The sequence below is a fragment of the Ruegeria sp. YKSE079 genome (genome assembly GCF_059612845.1).
Map to the genome: position 1 here is coordinate 211,935 of NZ_JBXWRJ010000003.1, position 15,082 is coordinate 227,016.

Here is a 15,082-nt window from a genome sequence, read left to right on the forward strand (position 1 = left end):
TAGGTTTAATCTGGATACCTCTTCCGGAACAGGGAATCACACATGAGCCGCTTTGCCGCCCCCATCGCCGAGCAGATCTGGGATATGAAATACCGCTTCAAACAGGCGGATGGCACCCCCATCGATCAGACGGTTGAAGACAGCTGGCGGCGCATCGCCCGTGATCTCGCGCGGGTCGAGAATGACCCCGCGCATTGGGAGGATAAATTCTTCGAGGCACTGGAAGATTTCAAATATCTGCCCGCCGGGCGCATCACCGCAGGCGCAGGCACCGCGCGGCAGGTGACGCTGTTCAACTGCTTCGTCATGGGCACCATCCCCGACAGCATGGGCGGTATCTTCGACATGCTGAAAGAGGCCGCGCTGACCATGCAGCAGGGCGGCGGCATCGGTTACGATTTCTCGACCATCCGCCCGCGCGGCGCGGATGTGAAAGGTGTGGCGGCAGATGCCTCGGGCCCGCTCAGCTTTATGGATGTGTGGGACGCCATGTGCCGCACGATCATGTCCGCGGGCTCGCGTCGCGGCGCGATGATGGCGACCATGCGCTGCGATCACCCCGATATCGAACAGTTCATCACCGCCAAATCCGACCCGGCACGCCTGCGCATGTTCAACATGTCGGTGCTGGTGACCGACGCTTTCATGGAGGCGGTCAAGGCCGACGGCCCGTGGGAGCTGGTCTTCGACAACAAGATCTATCACACCGTGCAGGCGCGCGATCTGTGGAACAAGATCATGCAGGCGACCTATGACTATGCCGAACCGGGCGTGATCTTCATCGACCGCATCAATCAGGCCAACAACCTCAGCTATGTCGAAACCATCGCCGCCACCAACCCCTGCGGCGAACAGCCGTTGCCGCCCTATGGGGCCTGCCTGCTGGGCTCGATCAACCTGGCGCGGCTGGTCACCAACCCGTTCGAGGCGAACGCGGAACTGGACCCCGCGGCGCTCGGGGATCTGGTGGCGACAGCCGTGCGGATGATGGACAACGTGGTGGACGTGTCGAAATTCCCGCTGCCCGAACAGGCCGCCGAGGCGCAGGCCAAACGCCGCATCGGCCTTGGCGTCACCGGGCTGGCCGACGCGCTCCTGATGCTGGGCCTGCGCTATGGCTCGGACGAGGCGGCGCACCAGACCGAACGCTGGTTGCACGCCATTGCCCGCGCCGCCTATCTGGCGTCGGTCGATCTGGCCAAGGAGAAAGGCGCGTTCCCCCTGTTCGATGCCGAAAAATTCCTGGCCAGCGGCACCATGCGCGCCATGGACGATGACGTGCGCGACGCGATCCGCGAACACGGCATCCGCAACGCGCTGCTGACCTCGATTGCGCCCACCGGCACGATTTCGCTTTATGCCGGGAACGTGTCGTCGGGGATCGAGCCTGTCTTTGCCTATGCCTACACCCGCAAGGTGCTGCAGAAAGACGGCTCGCGCACCGAGGAAGAGGTGGTGGATTACGCCGTTCAGATGTGGCGCGACAAATTCGGCGACGCGGCGCTGCCGGACTATTTCGTCAATGCCCAGACCCTGACACCCCTTGATCATGTCAGGATGCAGGCGGCGGCGCAGAAATGGATCGACAGCTCGATTTCCAAGACCATCAACTGCCCCGAGGATATCAGCTTTGACGCCTTCAAGGATGTCTACATGCAGGCCTGGGATCAGGGCTGCAAAGGCTGCACGACCTATCGCCCCAATGATGTGACGGGGAGCGTTTTGAGTGTTTCTTCGTCACCCATTAGCCTGGAGGGGGTGACCTTAGCTGAGCGAATTGAAAGCGCAATGTCACTTCGGAGCATGAACGCAAAACAAACCGCGGAAGCAGCCAAACTTAATGCAACAGCCGTGTACGATATCCTCAAGGGGAAATCACGGTCGCCTAAAATAGATACGATCCGGAAAATCGCCGCAGCTTTGAAGGTGCCGGTTGAGGCACTGTTAGGTAAGAACGAGGGGGCGCCTGAAATTGTCGCCTCTTCTGACGCCGAACCTCAGCGCCCCCACGGCGACGTCATCTACATGTCGGAACCGCTGGACCGCCCGCAATCGCTCGAAGGGTCTACCTACAAGCTGAAATGGCCCGACAGCGAGCACGCGATCTATCTGACCATCAACGACATCATCATCTCGGGGCGCCGCCGCCCGTTCGAAGTATTCATCAACTCCAAGAACATGGAACATTACGCCTGGACGCTGGCGCTGACGCGGATGATCTCGGCCGTGTTCCGGCGCGGCGGCGACGTGTCCTTTGTGGTCGAAGAGCTGAAGGCCGTGTTCGACCCGCGCGGCGGGGCGTGGGTCAAGGGTAAATACATCCCCTCGATCCTGGCCGCGATCGGCGGCGTGATCGAACAGCACATGGTCGCCATCGGCTTTCTGGAAGGCGAGGGGATGGGCCTGAAATCCGACCCCCAGGCACAGGTGGTCAACGCGGGTGAATCACGCGGCAAGGCCTGCCCCAGCTGCGGCCAGTACGACATGCAGATGATCGAAGGCTGCATGACCTGCCGCAGCTGCGGCTATTCCAAGTGCCAGTGACTGCGCGCTGACGGGCCGGAAACCCCGGCCCGTGCCATGCCTCAGGACAGGTGGTGCACTTCCTGCAGGCCATAGACCGGCGTGTCGATGCCCTCCATCCGGGCCTTGATCTGCAGCGACAGGAACTGCGAATAGTGCCGTGACTGATGCAGGTTGCCACCGTGGAACCACAGCGCCTCCTGCTGGGTCGGTTTCCACATGTTGCGCTCTTCGCCTTCCCACGGCCCCGGATCCTTGGTGGTGCCCGACCCCAGCCCCCAGACCTTGCCGACCCTGTCGGCCATCTCCTGCCCGGCCAGATCGGCCACCCAGCCGTTCATCGAGTTATAGCCGGTGGCATAGACGATGACATCCGCGTCCAGATGGGTCCCGTCATCCAGGATCACCCCGGTTTCATCAACCTCGACAACCTGCCCGCGCCTGATCTTGATCTCACCGTCAATGATCAGCTGGCTGGCTCCGATATCGATGTAATAGCCCGAACCGCGCCGCAGGTACTTCATGAACAAGCCGGACTCGTCGTCGCCCCAATCCAGCCAGAACCCCGCTTTTTCAAGCCCGTCATAAAACGCCTTGTCCTGCTCCTTCATCGCCGCATAGGCGGGGATCTGGAACTCGTGCAGGATCGCATAAGGCAGCGAGGCAAAGATCAGATCGGCCTTTTCCGTGGTCATGCCGGCCTGAACCGCGCGCTCGGAATAAAGATCGCCCAGACCGATCTCCATCAAAGTGTCCGACCGCACGATATGGGTCGAGGACCGCTGCACCATGGTGACGTCGACATCGTTCTCCCACAGCGCCGCCGCGATATCATGGGCCGAGTTGTTCGAGCCGACGATCACCGCCTTCTTGCCCTTGTACCTGTCCGGGCCGGGATGCCGCGAGGAATGGTGCTGATCGCCCCTGAATTTTTCCATGCCGGGGAAATTCGGCATATTGGCCTTGCCCGACATGCCGGTCGCCATCACCAGTTGCCTGGGCTTCAGCACGACCTCTTCGCCGTCGCGGTCCACGACCACGGTCCATTCCTTGGCCGCCGCATCATAGCTGGCGGATTTGGCCGTGGTCCGGGTCCAATAGTTCAGCTCCATGACCTTGGTATACATTTCCAGCCAGTCGCCGATCTTGTCCTTGGGCGAAAACACCGGCCAGTTCTCGGGGAACTTGATATAGGGCAGGTGGTCATACCAGACCGGGTCATGCAGGCACAAAGACTTGTAGCGGTTGCGCCAGCTGTCGCCGGGACGGTCGTTGCGCTCGACGATGATGGTCGGCACGCCAAGCTGACGCAGCCTTGCGCCCAGGGCGATCCCGCCCTGACCGCCACCGATGATCAGGCAATAAGGCTGGGTCTTGTACCCAAGCTCCGCCTCTTCCGCCTCGCGCTCCTCTTTCCAGGTGGTGCGGTGCTTGCCCGCTCCGTGTTTCGCCCCCAGCGGGCGCTGGAAACCCTTCGGCTCTTCATGCCCCTTGAGTTCCACCATCGTCGTCAGCAGGGTCCAGATCCGCCCGTCCCTAAGGCGCAACAGACCATAGCCGCGCGCCACCTCCGTTTCGAACTCGATCCAGGCGGTGATTACTCCGCCATCTTCGGCGGCAAGCTCGCCGTCGGCAACTTTCCAGTTCCGCGGCTTTGTCGTGGCCAGTTGGTGGCGCAGCATGTCGGCCACCTGCGCCTTGCCCTCGACCGTTTTGATGTTCCACGTGAACGAAACCAGATCCCGCCAATAGCAATCGTCCTGAAACATTCCGGTTGCGGCCTCGATGTCACCCTGCTCAAGGGCCTTGCCAAACGCATCCAGAAATTCCTGCGTCTGGTCCGTCAATGTCGTGTCGAGCATCTTCTCCTCCCTTTTTTGTTTGCCTTGTTCAGGACAGTCTAAGGGAATTTTTCCATTTCGATCCAGCTTTTCGAAAAAGCCGGGCCAAGGCGGGTTTGAATGCGGCTGCGCTCAAGGACCTGACCTAAGTCAAGTTGCCCGATTCAAATCAGGCGTAGGACTCGGGGCGTATACCAATTCCGAGTCGGATTTTACATGTTCGCCCGTCGCCCTAATCCTTTCCTAACCGCCCGCGCGTTCCAAGCGGTGGCTGGGGTTTTGGGCATCCTCCTGTTGCTGTTGCAGCTTGTCGCTCCGTCGCTGGCGAGCGCGGAGCAGGGTGAATGGATGGAAATCTGCTCGGAGGCAGGGGCGGTGTGGGTACAGGTGACTCCTGAAGACAATAACCCCGACACCGGCCCCTGCCAGGACTGCGCGCACTGCGCCCTGTGCGCGGTGACAGCCGCCGCGCCATTGCCGCAGATGCCCCAAATCGACCCGCTTCGTTTTGTACAAAATGAACAATGGGGGGTGCACGACCTGTACATTTCGCACAAGTCACAGCATCTCTGGCCCGCTGGCCGGGGCCCCCCGTGCGCGCCCCAAGACAGAACCGAACGCGCCCCGCGCGCGTCCATGGCGTCAATCCAAGTAACCGGAGGTGCGCCGTGGTCGTAAGTCGCGCAATCCATTTCCTTCTGGCCCTCGTTCTGTCCTGCGTTGTCGCAATCAGCGCGCGCGCCGACAGTCTTGCCAGCTTTCTTCCTGACATTGATCCGGCTGACCTGGCCCCGGGCGCCGACGCGTTTGGCCCGGTACGCAGCGACGTGAAAGTTGCCCCGGTCCTTCGAGGCGGTGAAACCATCGCGTGGGCTTTTCTGACTTCGGACTTTGTAGGCACGACCGGATATTCCGGCAAACCCATTCACGTGGTTGCCGCCATCGACGCGGATGCTGTTTTGACCGGCGTTCAGCTGGTCAAGCATTCCGAACCCATCGTTCTGATAGGCATTCCCAATTCCCGGATGGTCGAACTGACCGAAGGCTATGCGGGCCTTGACCTGAAACGAGAGGCCGAGACCGGGGGTGAGGGGCATGACCTCGACATCATCTCGGGCGCGACCGTGACGATCATGGTGATCGATGACAGCCTTGTGCGCGGCGGGATCAAAGTGGCCCGCGCGCTGGGTCTGGGCGGTTTGTCCCCGGTGCAGGCTGACGGGCCGCAGCGCGAAGTCGACATGGCGCAGGATGCGGTCTACGACTGGACCACTTTGTCGGGAGACGGCTCGGTCCGGCGGATGACGCTGGATGTCGGGCAGGTCAATGCCGCCTTTGAAGCCACCGGGGATCAGCGCGCGATCAAGCGCCCCGAACCGGGCGAGCCGGATGACACCTTCATCGACATGCATATGGCGCTTGTTTCGGTGCCGTCCATCGGCAAGTCGCTGCTGGGTGAGGCTGAATACCAGAACCTGACCAACTGGCTGGATGAGGGCGAACAGGCCATTCTGGTTCTGGGTCGCGGGGCCTATAGTTTCAAGGGATCGGGCTATGTCCGGGGTGGGATCTTTGACCGGATTCAGCTGATCCAGGGCGACAGTTCGGTGCGGTTCTTCGACAAGCAGCAGCGCCGTCTGGGTGAGGTTGCAGCACCGGATGCCCCCAGCTTTACTGAACTGGATATTTTCAAAATCCCGGCTGATGCCGAGTTTGACCCGGCCGAGCCGTTCCGCCTGCAATTGCTGGTGCAGCGTGCCGTCGGGGCTGTGGAAAAGACCTTTCTGACCTTCGATCTGGGATACAAGCTGCCGGAACAGTACCTGTTGCCGGTCACCGCCCCATCGGTCGTGGATGATGCAACCGGCGAAGCGGCTGCCAAGGCGGCATTGTGGAAACGAATCTGGAAGGACCGCACCGTCGAGATTGCCGGGCTTGGTGTCATGCTGCTGGTGCTGACGGCGACGTTCTTCTTCCAGTTCCATGCCACGATGAATGCGCGTGTGTTCTACTGGTTCCGCATCGGCTATCTGACGATGACCCTGTTTTTCATCGGCTGGTATGCCAATGCACAGCTGAGCGTGGTGAACCTGATGGCGCTGGCGGGCAGTTTGCGCACGGGGTTCTCGTGGGACGCGTTCCTGCTGGATCCGCTGGTCTTTATCCAGTGGTTTGCCGTGGCCGCCGCCCTGCTGTTCTGGGGTCGTGGGGCCTATTGTGGCTGGCTGTGCCCGTTTGGCGCGCTTCAGGAGCTGACCAACAAGATCGCGCGGGCGTTTAAAGTCCCGCAATGGACTTTGCCCTGGGGTCTGAACGAGCGCCTGTGGCCTGCGAAATACATGATCTTCCTGGGCCTTTTTGGTCTGAGTTTCGTGTCAATCCCGCTGGCCGAGCAATATGCCGAGATCGAGCCGTTCAAGACCGCAATCATTCTGAAATTCATGCGCGACTGGCCGTTTGTGGTCTTTGCGCTGGTCCTGCTGGGGATCGGGCTGTTCGTTGAGCGGTTCTATTGCCGCTATCTTTGCCCGCTGGGCGGAGCGCTGGCGATCCCTGCCCGTATCCGCATGTTCGACTGGCTGCGCCGCTACAAAGATTGCGGCACACCCTGTCAGACCTGCGCCAATGAATGCCCCGTTCAGGCGATCCACCCCACCGGTGAGATCAATCCGAACGAGTGCGTCACCTGCCTGCATTGTCAGGTGCTCTATCAGTCCGAGACCAAATGTCCCGTCGTCATCCGCCAGATCAAACGGCGGGCCAAGACAGGGTCGGTCGATCTCAAGACCCCGCTCGGACAACCACCGGCGAACCATCCAAACGCCAAACCGCAAGAAGTTTCCTGAAAGGAGGAACGATCATGTCGGAACACGATAAAAAACTGAACGTCACCCGCCGCGGATTGTTGGGAGCATCCGCCACTGGCGCGGTGCTGGCCGGCACCGGTCTGGGCTCGACCCTGATGACCGCCCGCGAGGCATCTGCCGCGGCCAATGCAAGCCTGGAGCCAGGTGAGCTGGACGAATATTACGGCTTCTGGTCCTCGGGCCAGTCCGGCGAGTTGCGCATTCTGGGCGTGCCGTCCATGCGCGAACTGATGCGGGTGCCGGTGTTCAACCGCTGCTCGGCCACGGGCTGGGGCCAGACCAACGAGTCGCTGAAGGTTCTGACCGAAGGCCTGCTGCCTGAAACCAAGGAATACCTGGCTGCGAACGGCAAGGTCACCTATGACAACGGCGACCTGCACCACCCGCATATGTCGTTCACCGACGGCACCTATGATGGCCGTTATCTGTTCATGAACGACAAAGCCAACACCCGCGTGGCCCGTGTGCGTTGTGACGTGATGAAATGCGACAAGATCATCGAGATCCCGAACGCGCATGACATCCACGGCCTGCGCCCACAGAAATACCCGCGCACCGGCTATATTTTCGCCAATGGTGAACACGAGGCACCGCTGGTCAATGATGGCTCGATCCTTGATGATCCGTCGCAATACGTGAACATCTTTACCGCCATCGACGGTGATACGATGGAAATCGCGTGGCAGGTGATGGTGTCGGGCAACCTCGACAACACCGACTGCGACTATCAGGGCAAATACGCCTTCTCGACCTCGTACAACTCGGAAATGGGTATGAACCTGGCCGAGATGACCGAGAACGAGCTGGACCATGTGGTCGTGTTCAACCTCAAAGGTATCGAAGAGGCCGTAGCGGCCGGGAACTATCAGGAACTGAACGGCGTCAAGGTCGTGGACGGACGTAAAGAGGCGGGTGGAAACCTGACCCGGTACATCCCGATCCCGAACTCGCCGCACGGTGTGAACGCAGCACCCGACAAGAAACACATCATGATCAACGGCAAGCTGTCGCCGACCGTATCCGTGATCGATGTGGAAAAGGTCGATGCGCTGTTCAGCGAAAACGCCGATCCGCGTTCTGCTGTTGTCGCCGAGCCGCAGCTGGGTCTTGGCCCGCTTCACACGGCGTTCGACGGCAAGGGCAACGCCTATACCACCCTGTTCCTGGACAGCCAGGTGGTGAAGTGGAACATCGCCAAGGCGATCGAGGCCTATGCAGGTGCCGATGTTGACCCGATCGTCGACAAGGTCGACGTGCATTACCAGCCGGGTCACAACTCGACCTCGATGGGTGAAACTGCCGAAGCGGATGGCAAGTGGCTGATTTCGATGAACAAGTTCTCGAAAGACCGCTTCCTGAACGTAGGCCCGCTGAAGCCCGAGAATGAGCAGCTGATCGATATCTCCGGTGACAAGATGAAGGTGGTCCATGACGGCCCGACCTTTGCCGAACCGCATGACTCGATCATTGTTCACCGGTCCAAGGTGAACCCGGTCAACGTCTGGGACCGCAACGACCCGATGTGGGAAGAGGCGCGCGCGCAGGCTGCCGCTGACGGTGTCGATCTGGACGAAGGTGCCGAGGAACCGATCCGGGATGGCAACAAAGTGCGGGTCTACATGACCTCGACCGCGCCCGTGTTCAGCATGGAGAAGTTCACCGTCAAACAAGGTGATGAAGTGACGGTCTATGTCACCAACCTGGATGACGTGGATGATGTGACCCACGGCTTCTGCCTGTCGAACTTCGGTATCGCGATGGAAGTTGCGCCGCAGGCCACCGCCTCGGTCACGTTCATTGCCGACCGTCCGGGCGTGCACTGGTTCTACTGCCAGTGGTTCTGCCACGCGCTTCACATGGAGATGCGCGGCCGGATGTTCGTCGAGCCGCGGGGAGCATAACCCATGCGCTGGTCCCTGCTGATACCGCTCCTGCTCGGCTCGCCCCTCTGGGCGGCGGAATGGGATGTACCCAATCGGGCAGGGGCCATTGCTGAGACATTGGCGCAGGCGGAGGAGGGAGACACCCTTCGCCTGTCGCCAGGCGTTTACACAGAGCAGTTGGTTCTGGACCGGCCCGTCACCATCGACGGGCTGGGGCAGGCCACTATCGACGGACAGGGCGCAGGCAGCGTCATCACCATCACCGGGCCGGGTGTAACCGTGCGCGGTCTGACAGTGATCGGCTCGGGCTCGGATCATGAAGGGATCGACAGCGGCATCAAGCTGACCAAGACGGCCAAAGCACCGGTGGTCGAGGATAACGTTCTGATCGGCAACCTCTATGGCGTCGACATTCACGGGGCCAGAGACAGCCTTGTGAAGGGCAACCGGATCGAAGGTCGCCAGGACCGCCACATGAATTCGCGTGGCAATGGCGTCTATGTCTGGAACGCTCCGGGCGCGGTGGTCGATGGCAATGACATCCAATTTGGCCGCGACGGGATCTTCGTGAATTCGTCCAAGAAAAACACGTTCACAAACAACCTGTTTCGCGACCTTCGCTTTGCCGTACACTACATGTACGCCGACAATTCCGAGGTCTCGGGCAATGTTTCAATCGGCAACGATCTTGGCTATGCCGTGATGTTCACCAAACGGGTGAAGATTACCGACAACGTCTCGATCGGCGATCGGGAACACGGAGTCATGCTGAACTATGCCAACCAGAGCGTGATCTCGGGCAATGTGGTGAAGGGGGCCAAGGAAAAGTGCACCTTCCTCTACAATGCCAACAAGAACGAATTCTCGGACAACTGGTTCGAAGGGTGCGGCATCGGCATCCATTTCACCGCCGGGTCCGAGGGCAACAGGATTGTCGGCAATGCGTTTGTCGGCAACCGCACACAGGTTAAATACGTATCGACCCGCTGGGTCGAATGGTCCGAGGACGGTCGCGGCAACTATTGGTCCGATTTTGCGGCCTATGACGTGAACGGCGACGGTGTCGCCGACGCCCCCTATCGCCCCAACGATAGCATGGATCATGTGCTGTGGACTCAACCCGCAGCCAAACTGTTGCTCGGCTCCCCGGCCGTGCAACTGGTGCGCTGGTCGCAATCGGCCTTTCCGGCATTGTTGCCGGGTGGCGTGATCGACAGCAATCCCCTGATGCAAGCCCCGAAACCCCTAGCAATGCAAAAGGTGCCTCATGACGGATAAGGCCCTGACTATTCAGAAAGTACGCAAGGATCGCGGCCCCAACCGCGTTCTGAGCGACGTTGACCTGACCCTTGCCCCCGGCGAGCGCGTGGCGCTGTTGGGTCACAACGGCGCGGGCAAGTCGACGCTGATCAAATCCATTCTTGGGCTGATCCCCATCGACGGCGGATCGATCCGTGTCGGCGATGCCCATCCCGGCAGCGCGACCGCGCGGCGCGATACGGCCTACTTGCCCGAGGCGGTATCGTTCCATCCTGCCCTGACCGGGCGTGAGCAACTGAGCCTGTTCGCCAGCTTGTCTGGAGAGAAAGCCGACATTGCCAGTCTGCTTGATCGTGTCGGACTGAGTGAAGCCCTGGATCGTCGCATCGGCACCTATTCCAAGGGAATGCGGCAGCGTCTCGGGCTGGCGCAGGTTCTGTTGGGCCGCCCCAAAGTGGCCCTGCTGGACGAACCTACCAGCGGGCTTGATCCGATCTCGCGCCAGGATCTTTACGCTATCATCGACGAGTTGGCGGGGCATGGCACAGCGGTGCTGATCGCCAGCCACGCCCTGACCGAGGTCGAGGCCCGTACCGACCGCATCGCCATATTGCGCAGGGGCGTGAAGGTGGCAGATGATACACTGTCGAACCTGTCGGAACTGGCGGGGCTGCCGATCCGGCTGCGCGTGCGCGCGTCGCAGAATGCCGAGGCTCTGGCTGCAGAACTGGGCGGCAGCCGCGTCAATGGAGCATCGGTCGAATTGCTTTGTTCGCCTGCGGACAAGATGCAGGCCCTGCGTCGGATTGCAGGGCTGGGCGATGCAGTGGCAGATGTCGAGATGACACCGCCCAAGTTGGAAGATCTCTATCGTCACTATGCACGGGAGGGCCTGCAATGACTCGGTTTCTTGCCATAACCCGCGCCGAAATGCTGATATTGCGCCGAAACCGCTGGCTGCTGGTGGCGACGCTGATCATGGTGCTGTTTGCGCTGGCGCTGACATTTGCCGGCAGCGCGCCGACTGGTACGCTGGGTGTCGACATGCTGACAGTATCTGTGGCCTCGATGACCACGCTGTCGGTCTACCTCGCGCCGCTGCTGGCCCTGATGATTTCATTCGACGCCATCGCCGGCGACGTGGATCGGGGCAGCCTGGCGTTGCTGCTGTCCTATCCTGCAGGGCGTGGTGAAATCCTGTTGGGCAAGTTCACCGCGCATCTTGCGGCACTGGCCTTTGCCATGGCCGTCGGCTTTGGCACTGCCGGGGCGGTGGCGGCATGGTTCGGCGGTGCGGGGTCGGAAAGCCTGTTGGCGCTGGCGCGTCTTATCGTGACTTCGATCCTGTTGGGCGCCGTGTTTCTGGCGCTGGGATACCTGCTGTCGGCCCTGGCACGGGGCGCCACGGCGGCGGCAGGTCTGTCGGCCGGGCTCTGGCTCATCTTTGTCGTTCTCTATGATCTGGGGCTTTTGGGGGCCGTGGTCATGGACAAAAGCGGCAACTTCACCCAATCCGTCTTTCCATGGGTGATGGTAGCTAACCCGGCCGACGCATTCCGTCTCTGGAACATCGCCGCGACCGAAAGCGTGGCAATGGCTTCGGGCATGACCGGCGCGGCGCAGGCGCTGCCTGTGTGGGCCGCTCCGGCTTCGCTGTTGATCTGGCCGGTGCTGGGCTTTGCCCTGGCCCGTCTTGCTTTCCGGAGGGTCGAACCATGAGACGCCTCGCCCTGATTGCTCTGGTCGCTCTTTCTGCCTGCAAGGAGGAACAGGCTGCCGCGCCCCCTGCGCCGGTTGACCTGACCGAGGTCGCACTCAGCTACTTCTGCCAGATGAATGTCGCCGAACATGGTGGCCCCAAGGGCCAGATCCATCTGGAAGGCCATCCAGCGCCGCTGTTCTTTGCGCAGGTGCGGGACATGCTGGCCTACCTCAAAGGACCGGAGCGGGATGCCGAAATAACGGCCGTCTATGTCAGCGACATGGGGGCCGCGCAAAACTGGGCGAACCCCGGTATATCCAATTGGATCGATGCCGGTGCCGCGACCTTTGTCGTTGGCGCCAATGTGGCAGGCGGAATGGGCGCGCCCGAGGTCGTTCCCTTTGCCGATCCTGCCGCCGCGATGACATTTATCGACCAATACGGCGGCAAGGTCCTGCCGCTGTCTGACATTCCCGAGGCCGAGGTTCTTGGCCCCGTCGATCTGGACCTGACGCTGGAGACACCGGCATGACACTTGTTTCACGCCGCCGCTTTCTGACCGTTTCCGCCGCCTGCGCGGCGCTGCCCACGGGTGCATTCGCTGCACCGGTTGCCCGGTGGCGTGGCATTGCGCTGGGCGCGGGGGCCAGCCTGCGCCTTGAAGGACTTGATGAGGTGCAGGCTGCGCCCATCTTCGCCGCAATCGAGGCGGAATTGGAGCGGCTGGAACGGATTTTCAGCCTATACCGCCCGGACTCTCAGCTCAGCCAGTTGAACGCGCTAGGGTACCTTCAAGACCCCGCGCCGGAATTGCTGGATATCCTCAGCCTGTGTTCTTCTTTGAACGAGGCGACCGATGGGGCATTCGATCCCAGTGTACAGCCGTTGTGGATGGCGCTGGCTTTGGGCAAAAGGCAGGCCGAAATCGACGCGGCCCGCGCCGCGGTCGGATGGGAAAGAGTTCGTGTCACGTCGCGCGACGTACGGCTGGCTCAGCCCGGACTGTCAGGTCTGACCCTCAACGGGATTGCGCAGGGCGCAATAACAGACCGCATTGCCGATTTGTTGAAATCGTTCGGGTTGCGAGACGTACTCGTGGACATGGGCGAGATCGCGGCGCTGGGCGCGCATGCCGACGGTTCGGCCTGGAGCGTCGGGCTGGTCGGTCCTGACGAAACCGTCCGTCAGCGGATAACGTTGCGCGACCGGGCCGTGGCCACATCGACCCCAAGCGGCACCATGCTGAGCGCGCAACAGGGTCATATCCTGGACCCGCGCGGTGGGTATTCTGTGCATCAAACCGTATCGGTGTCGGCGCCGCGCGCGGCCGTGGCGGATGGGCTTTCGACGGCCTTGTGCCTGCTTTCGGTAGAGAAGGCCGCAAACGTCCTTTCCAGGTTCCCGCAGGCAAAGTTGGAGATGCTTCTGTAGGGTCCGGAACGCTGTGCCAGCCTTCACGCCTGGCGCAGTGTATTGAGACAGGTTAGGATTTCGCTTAACTGACGGCGCTGTGGAACGTCCGGGCGGGTGACAAGGTACATGGGCAACAACAGGTCTCGCGCCTCTGGAACTTCTGTCAGCTGGCCGGTGCGAAGATATGCGCCAATGACGTAATCCGGGAAATATCCGCGACCACCGCGGTTCAGCACATAGCGAAGCGCCATCATGCAATTGCCCAGAAAAATCGTTTGCCCCGATGCCTGACGCGCGACCGTGCGAACATGATGCTGATAAAGGTCGCCAAGCTCGAGATTGACGAAAATAGTGTCGTCGTCCGACCCAAGGCCGGGCGTTTCCACCAACAACAACCGTTCAGGCGGCAGTTCTTCGAACACAATCTGCTTGTTGCGCGGTTTTTCGTGCGTGAGCGCTGCGTCCAGCACATTCGTCGACACCGCCTCGACCATGTTCAGATCGTGGTCATAATTCAGGGTCAGCAGCAGCTTGCCGAAGTTCCGCTCCAGACTGATGGCCAGATCGACCAGAAGAGGGTCCCAGATGCTGAGTTGCGCACCCAGCCGGATCGACAGGCGATTGGGAGCCTGAGTGGCGAGGTCCTGCGTTGCAAAACTCCACAGCCCGACCATCTGTTCGGCATAGGGGCGGAACTGATGGCCGAACTCTGTTAGTGCCGTGCCGCCTGCGCCTCGCGTGAACAAGTCTTGTCCCAAAGCCTGTTCAAGCGCGCGTATTCTGGCGCTCACTGCCGTCTGCGTGACGTTCATCTTGCGCGCGGCCGCATGAAACCCTCCGGTTTCGGCCACTGATAGAAAGGTTTTCAGCGCATTGATCTGCATTTGAAAACATTTTCGTTTCAAATTGATAAAATCAATTCATTTTTTTGCTTTTAGGTGCGCTGATAAAGTGTCCGAGCGACATTAGCAGCAGGAAACCGCAATGCTGGACAAAAACCACAAACCCACCTGGACCAGTTTCGAGAACGCCACCAAGGAAGATTTCCTGGCGGTCATGGATTACGAAGATGGCTATAACGCGGCCTTGCCGGATCGCATCCTCGACGCCATCCGGTCGCTCGATGAGGAATGGACGCCCTATCCGGTGAACCGCTATCAGCACTGCCTTCAGGCGGCTACGCGCGCATACGAGGATGGGGCAGACGATGAAATTGTGATTGCCGCGCTGGTGCATGACGTGGGTGATATCCTGTCCCCCTACAACCACGGTGAATTGTCGGCAGCGATGATGAAGCCCTATGTCAGCGAAAGAACCTATTGGATTCTGAAGCATCACTGCGTGTTTCAGGGTTACTACTACAATCATTTCCTGGGTGGCGACAGGAACGCGCGCGACAAGTATCGCGACAGCCCCTATTGGGAGGATTGCCGCCAGTTTTGCCACGACTATGACCAGTGCGCCTTTGATCCGGATTATCCCACCAAGCCTCTGGAATTCTTTGAGCCGATGCTGCGCAAGCTTTTGTCAAAGAGTGGCGGGCATATGGAACTGAACGAGACCGCCGAGGACGGCAAACTCGACTGACGACCA

At 60.6% G+C, this 15,082-nt stretch carries 12 protein-coding genes; 10 read left to right on the plus strand and 2 right to left on the minus strand.

What is annotated here, in order from left to right; translation table 11 throughout:
* The first annotated feature begins 42 nt into the window (after nt 1-42).
* Nucleotides 43-2,544, plus strand: a complete 2,502-nt coding sequence (locus tag AC2FMY_RS04250; protein ID WP_496807029.1) for an adenosylcobalamin-dependent ribonucleoside-diphosphate reductase — start codon at nt 43-45, stop codon at nt 2,542-2,544.
* Nucleotides 2,545-2,585: 41 nt separating this feature from the next.
* On the opposite strand, the gene AC2FMY_RS04255 is transcribed toward AC2FMY_RS04250, so the two are convergent.
* Nucleotides 2,586-4,385 carry an NAD(P)-binding domain-containing protein gene (locus AC2FMY_RS04255; RefSeq protein ID WP_496807030.1) on the minus strand — a complete coding sequence of 600 codons (1,800 nt, stop codon included), beginning with the start codon at nt 4,383-4,385 and terminating at the stop codon, nt 2,586-2,588.
* 195 nt (nt 4,386-4,580) lie between these two features.
* On the opposite strand from AC2FMY_RS04255, the gene AC2FMY_RS04260 reads away from it, so the two are divergent.
* The 8 genes from AC2FMY_RS04260 to AC2FMY_RS04295 are packed head-to-tail and all read left to right on the plus strand — an operon-like array spanning nt 4,581 to nt 13,507.
* Nucleotides 4,581-5,042, plus strand: coding sequence for a DUF2946 family protein (locus AC2FMY_RS04260; RefSeq protein ID WP_480747779.1), 462 nt, complete (start codon nt 4,581-4,583; stop codon nt 5,040-5,042).
* Complete coding sequence (locus tag AC2FMY_RS04265) at nt 5,033-7,210, plus strand: 4Fe-4S binding protein (protein WP_496744823.1); 2,178 nt, start codon at nt 5,033-5,035, stop codon at nt 7,208-7,210. The genes AC2FMY_RS04260 and AC2FMY_RS04265 overlap by 10 nt, the downstream gene beginning before the upstream one ends.
* 14 nt (nt 7,211-7,224) lie before the next feature.
* The gene (gene nosZ, locus AC2FMY_RS04270; RefSeq protein WP_480747777.1) at nt 7,225-9,132 is read left to right on the plus strand and encodes a TAT-dependent nitrous-oxide reductase; all 1,908 of its coding nucleotides are present in this window, start codon (nt 7,225-7,227) and stop codon (nt 9,130-9,132) included.
* A 3-nt stretch (nt 9,133-9,135) separates the two neighbouring features.
* Nucleotides 9,136-10,392 carry a nitrous oxide reductase family maturation protein NosD gene (locus tag AC2FMY_RS04275; RefSeq protein ID WP_496744821.1) on the plus strand — a complete coding sequence of 419 codons (1,257 nt, stop codon included), beginning with the start codon at nt 9,136-9,138 and terminating at the stop codon, nt 10,390-10,392.
* Nucleotides 10,382-11,275, plus strand: coding sequence for an ABC transporter ATP-binding protein (locus tag AC2FMY_RS04280; protein ID WP_496744820.1), 894 nt, complete (start codon nt 10,382-10,384; stop codon nt 11,273-11,275). The genes AC2FMY_RS04275 and AC2FMY_RS04280 overlap by 11 nt, the downstream gene beginning before the upstream one ends.
* Entirely contained in the window at nt 11,272-12,093 is an 822-nt protein-coding gene (locus AC2FMY_RS04285) for an ABC transporter permease (protein ID WP_496744818.1), read from the plus strand. Before AC2FMY_RS04280 ends, AC2FMY_RS04285 begins: the two co-directional genes overlap by 4 nt.
* A complete protein-coding gene (locus tag AC2FMY_RS04290) occupies nt 12,090-12,608 on the plus strand; it encodes a nitrous oxide reductase accessory protein NosL (RefSeq protein WP_496744816.1) in 519 nt (172 codons plus the stop codon). The genes AC2FMY_RS04285 and AC2FMY_RS04290 overlap by 4 nt, the downstream gene beginning before the upstream one ends.
* Nucleotides 12,605-13,507, plus strand: coding sequence for an FAD:protein FMN transferase (locus AC2FMY_RS04295; protein WP_496807031.1), 903 nt, complete (start codon nt 12,605-12,607; stop codon nt 13,505-13,507). The genes AC2FMY_RS04290 and AC2FMY_RS04295 overlap by 4 nt, the downstream gene beginning before the upstream one ends.
* Nucleotides 13,508-13,530: 23 nt before the next feature.
* Here the strand turns inward: AC2FMY_RS04295 and AC2FMY_RS04300 are convergent, their stop codons facing one another.
* Nucleotides 13,531-14,373 carry a LysR family transcriptional regulator gene (locus AC2FMY_RS04300; RefSeq protein WP_496744813.1) on the minus strand — a complete coding sequence of 281 codons (843 nt, stop codon included), beginning with the start codon at nt 14,371-14,373 and terminating at the stop codon, nt 13,531-13,533.
* Nucleotides 14,374-14,473: 100 nt separating this feature from the next.
* Here AC2FMY_RS04300 and AC2FMY_RS04305 point away from each other — a divergent pair, with 100 nt between their 5' ends.
* Nucleotides 14,474-15,076 (plus strand): HD domain-containing protein, encoded by a 603-nt coding sequence (locus AC2FMY_RS04305; protein WP_496744811.1) that lies wholly within the window; start codon nt 14,474-14,476, stop codon nt 15,074-15,076.
* Nucleotides 15,077-15,082 lie beyond the last annotated feature (6 nt).

What these genes read in the sequence shown, in the direction of transcription:
- AC2FMY_RS04250 (WP_496807029.1), top strand. Translation starts at nt 43, where the DNA reads ATGAGCCGCTTTGCCGCCCCCATCGCCGAGCAGATCTGGGATATGAAA.
- AC2FMY_RS04255 (WP_496807030.1), bottom strand. Translation starts at nt 4,385, where the DNA reads ATGCTCGACACGACATTGACGGACCAGACGCAGGAATTTCTGGATGCG.
- AC2FMY_RS04260 (WP_480747779.1), top strand. Translation starts at nt 4,581, where the DNA reads ATGTTCGCCCGTCGCCCTAATCCTTTCCTAACCGCCCGCGCGTTCCAA.
- nosZ (WP_480747777.1), top strand. Translation starts at nt 7,225, where the DNA reads ATGTCGGAACACGATAAAAAACTGAACGTCACCCGCCGCGGATTGTTG.
- AC2FMY_RS04275 (WP_496744821.1), top strand. Translation starts at nt 9,136, where the DNA reads ATGCGCTGGTCCCTGCTGATACCGCTCCTGCTCGGCTCGCCCCTCTGG.
- AC2FMY_RS04280 (WP_496744820.1), top strand. Translation starts at nt 10,382, where the DNA reads ATGACGGATAAGGCCCTGACTATTCAGAAAGTACGCAAGGATCGCGGC.
- AC2FMY_RS04285 (WP_496744818.1), top strand. Translation starts at nt 11,272, where the DNA reads ATGACTCGGTTTCTTGCCATAACCCGCGCCGAAATGCTGATATTGCGC.
- AC2FMY_RS04290 (WP_496744816.1), top strand. Translation starts at nt 12,090, where the DNA reads ATGAGACGCCTCGCCCTGATTGCTCTGGTCGCTCTTTCTGCCTGCAAG.
- AC2FMY_RS04295 (WP_496807031.1), top strand. Translation starts at nt 12,605, where the DNA reads ATGACACTTGTTTCACGCCGCCGCTTTCTGACCGTTTCCGCCGCCTGC.
- AC2FMY_RS04300 (WP_496744813.1), bottom strand. Translation starts at nt 14,373, where the DNA reads ATGCAGATCAATGCGCTGAAAACCTTTCTATCAGTGGCCGAAACCGGA.
- AC2FMY_RS04305 (WP_496744811.1), top strand. Translation starts at nt 14,474, where the DNA reads ATGCTGGACAAAAACCACAAACCCACCTGGACCAGTTTCGAGAACGCC.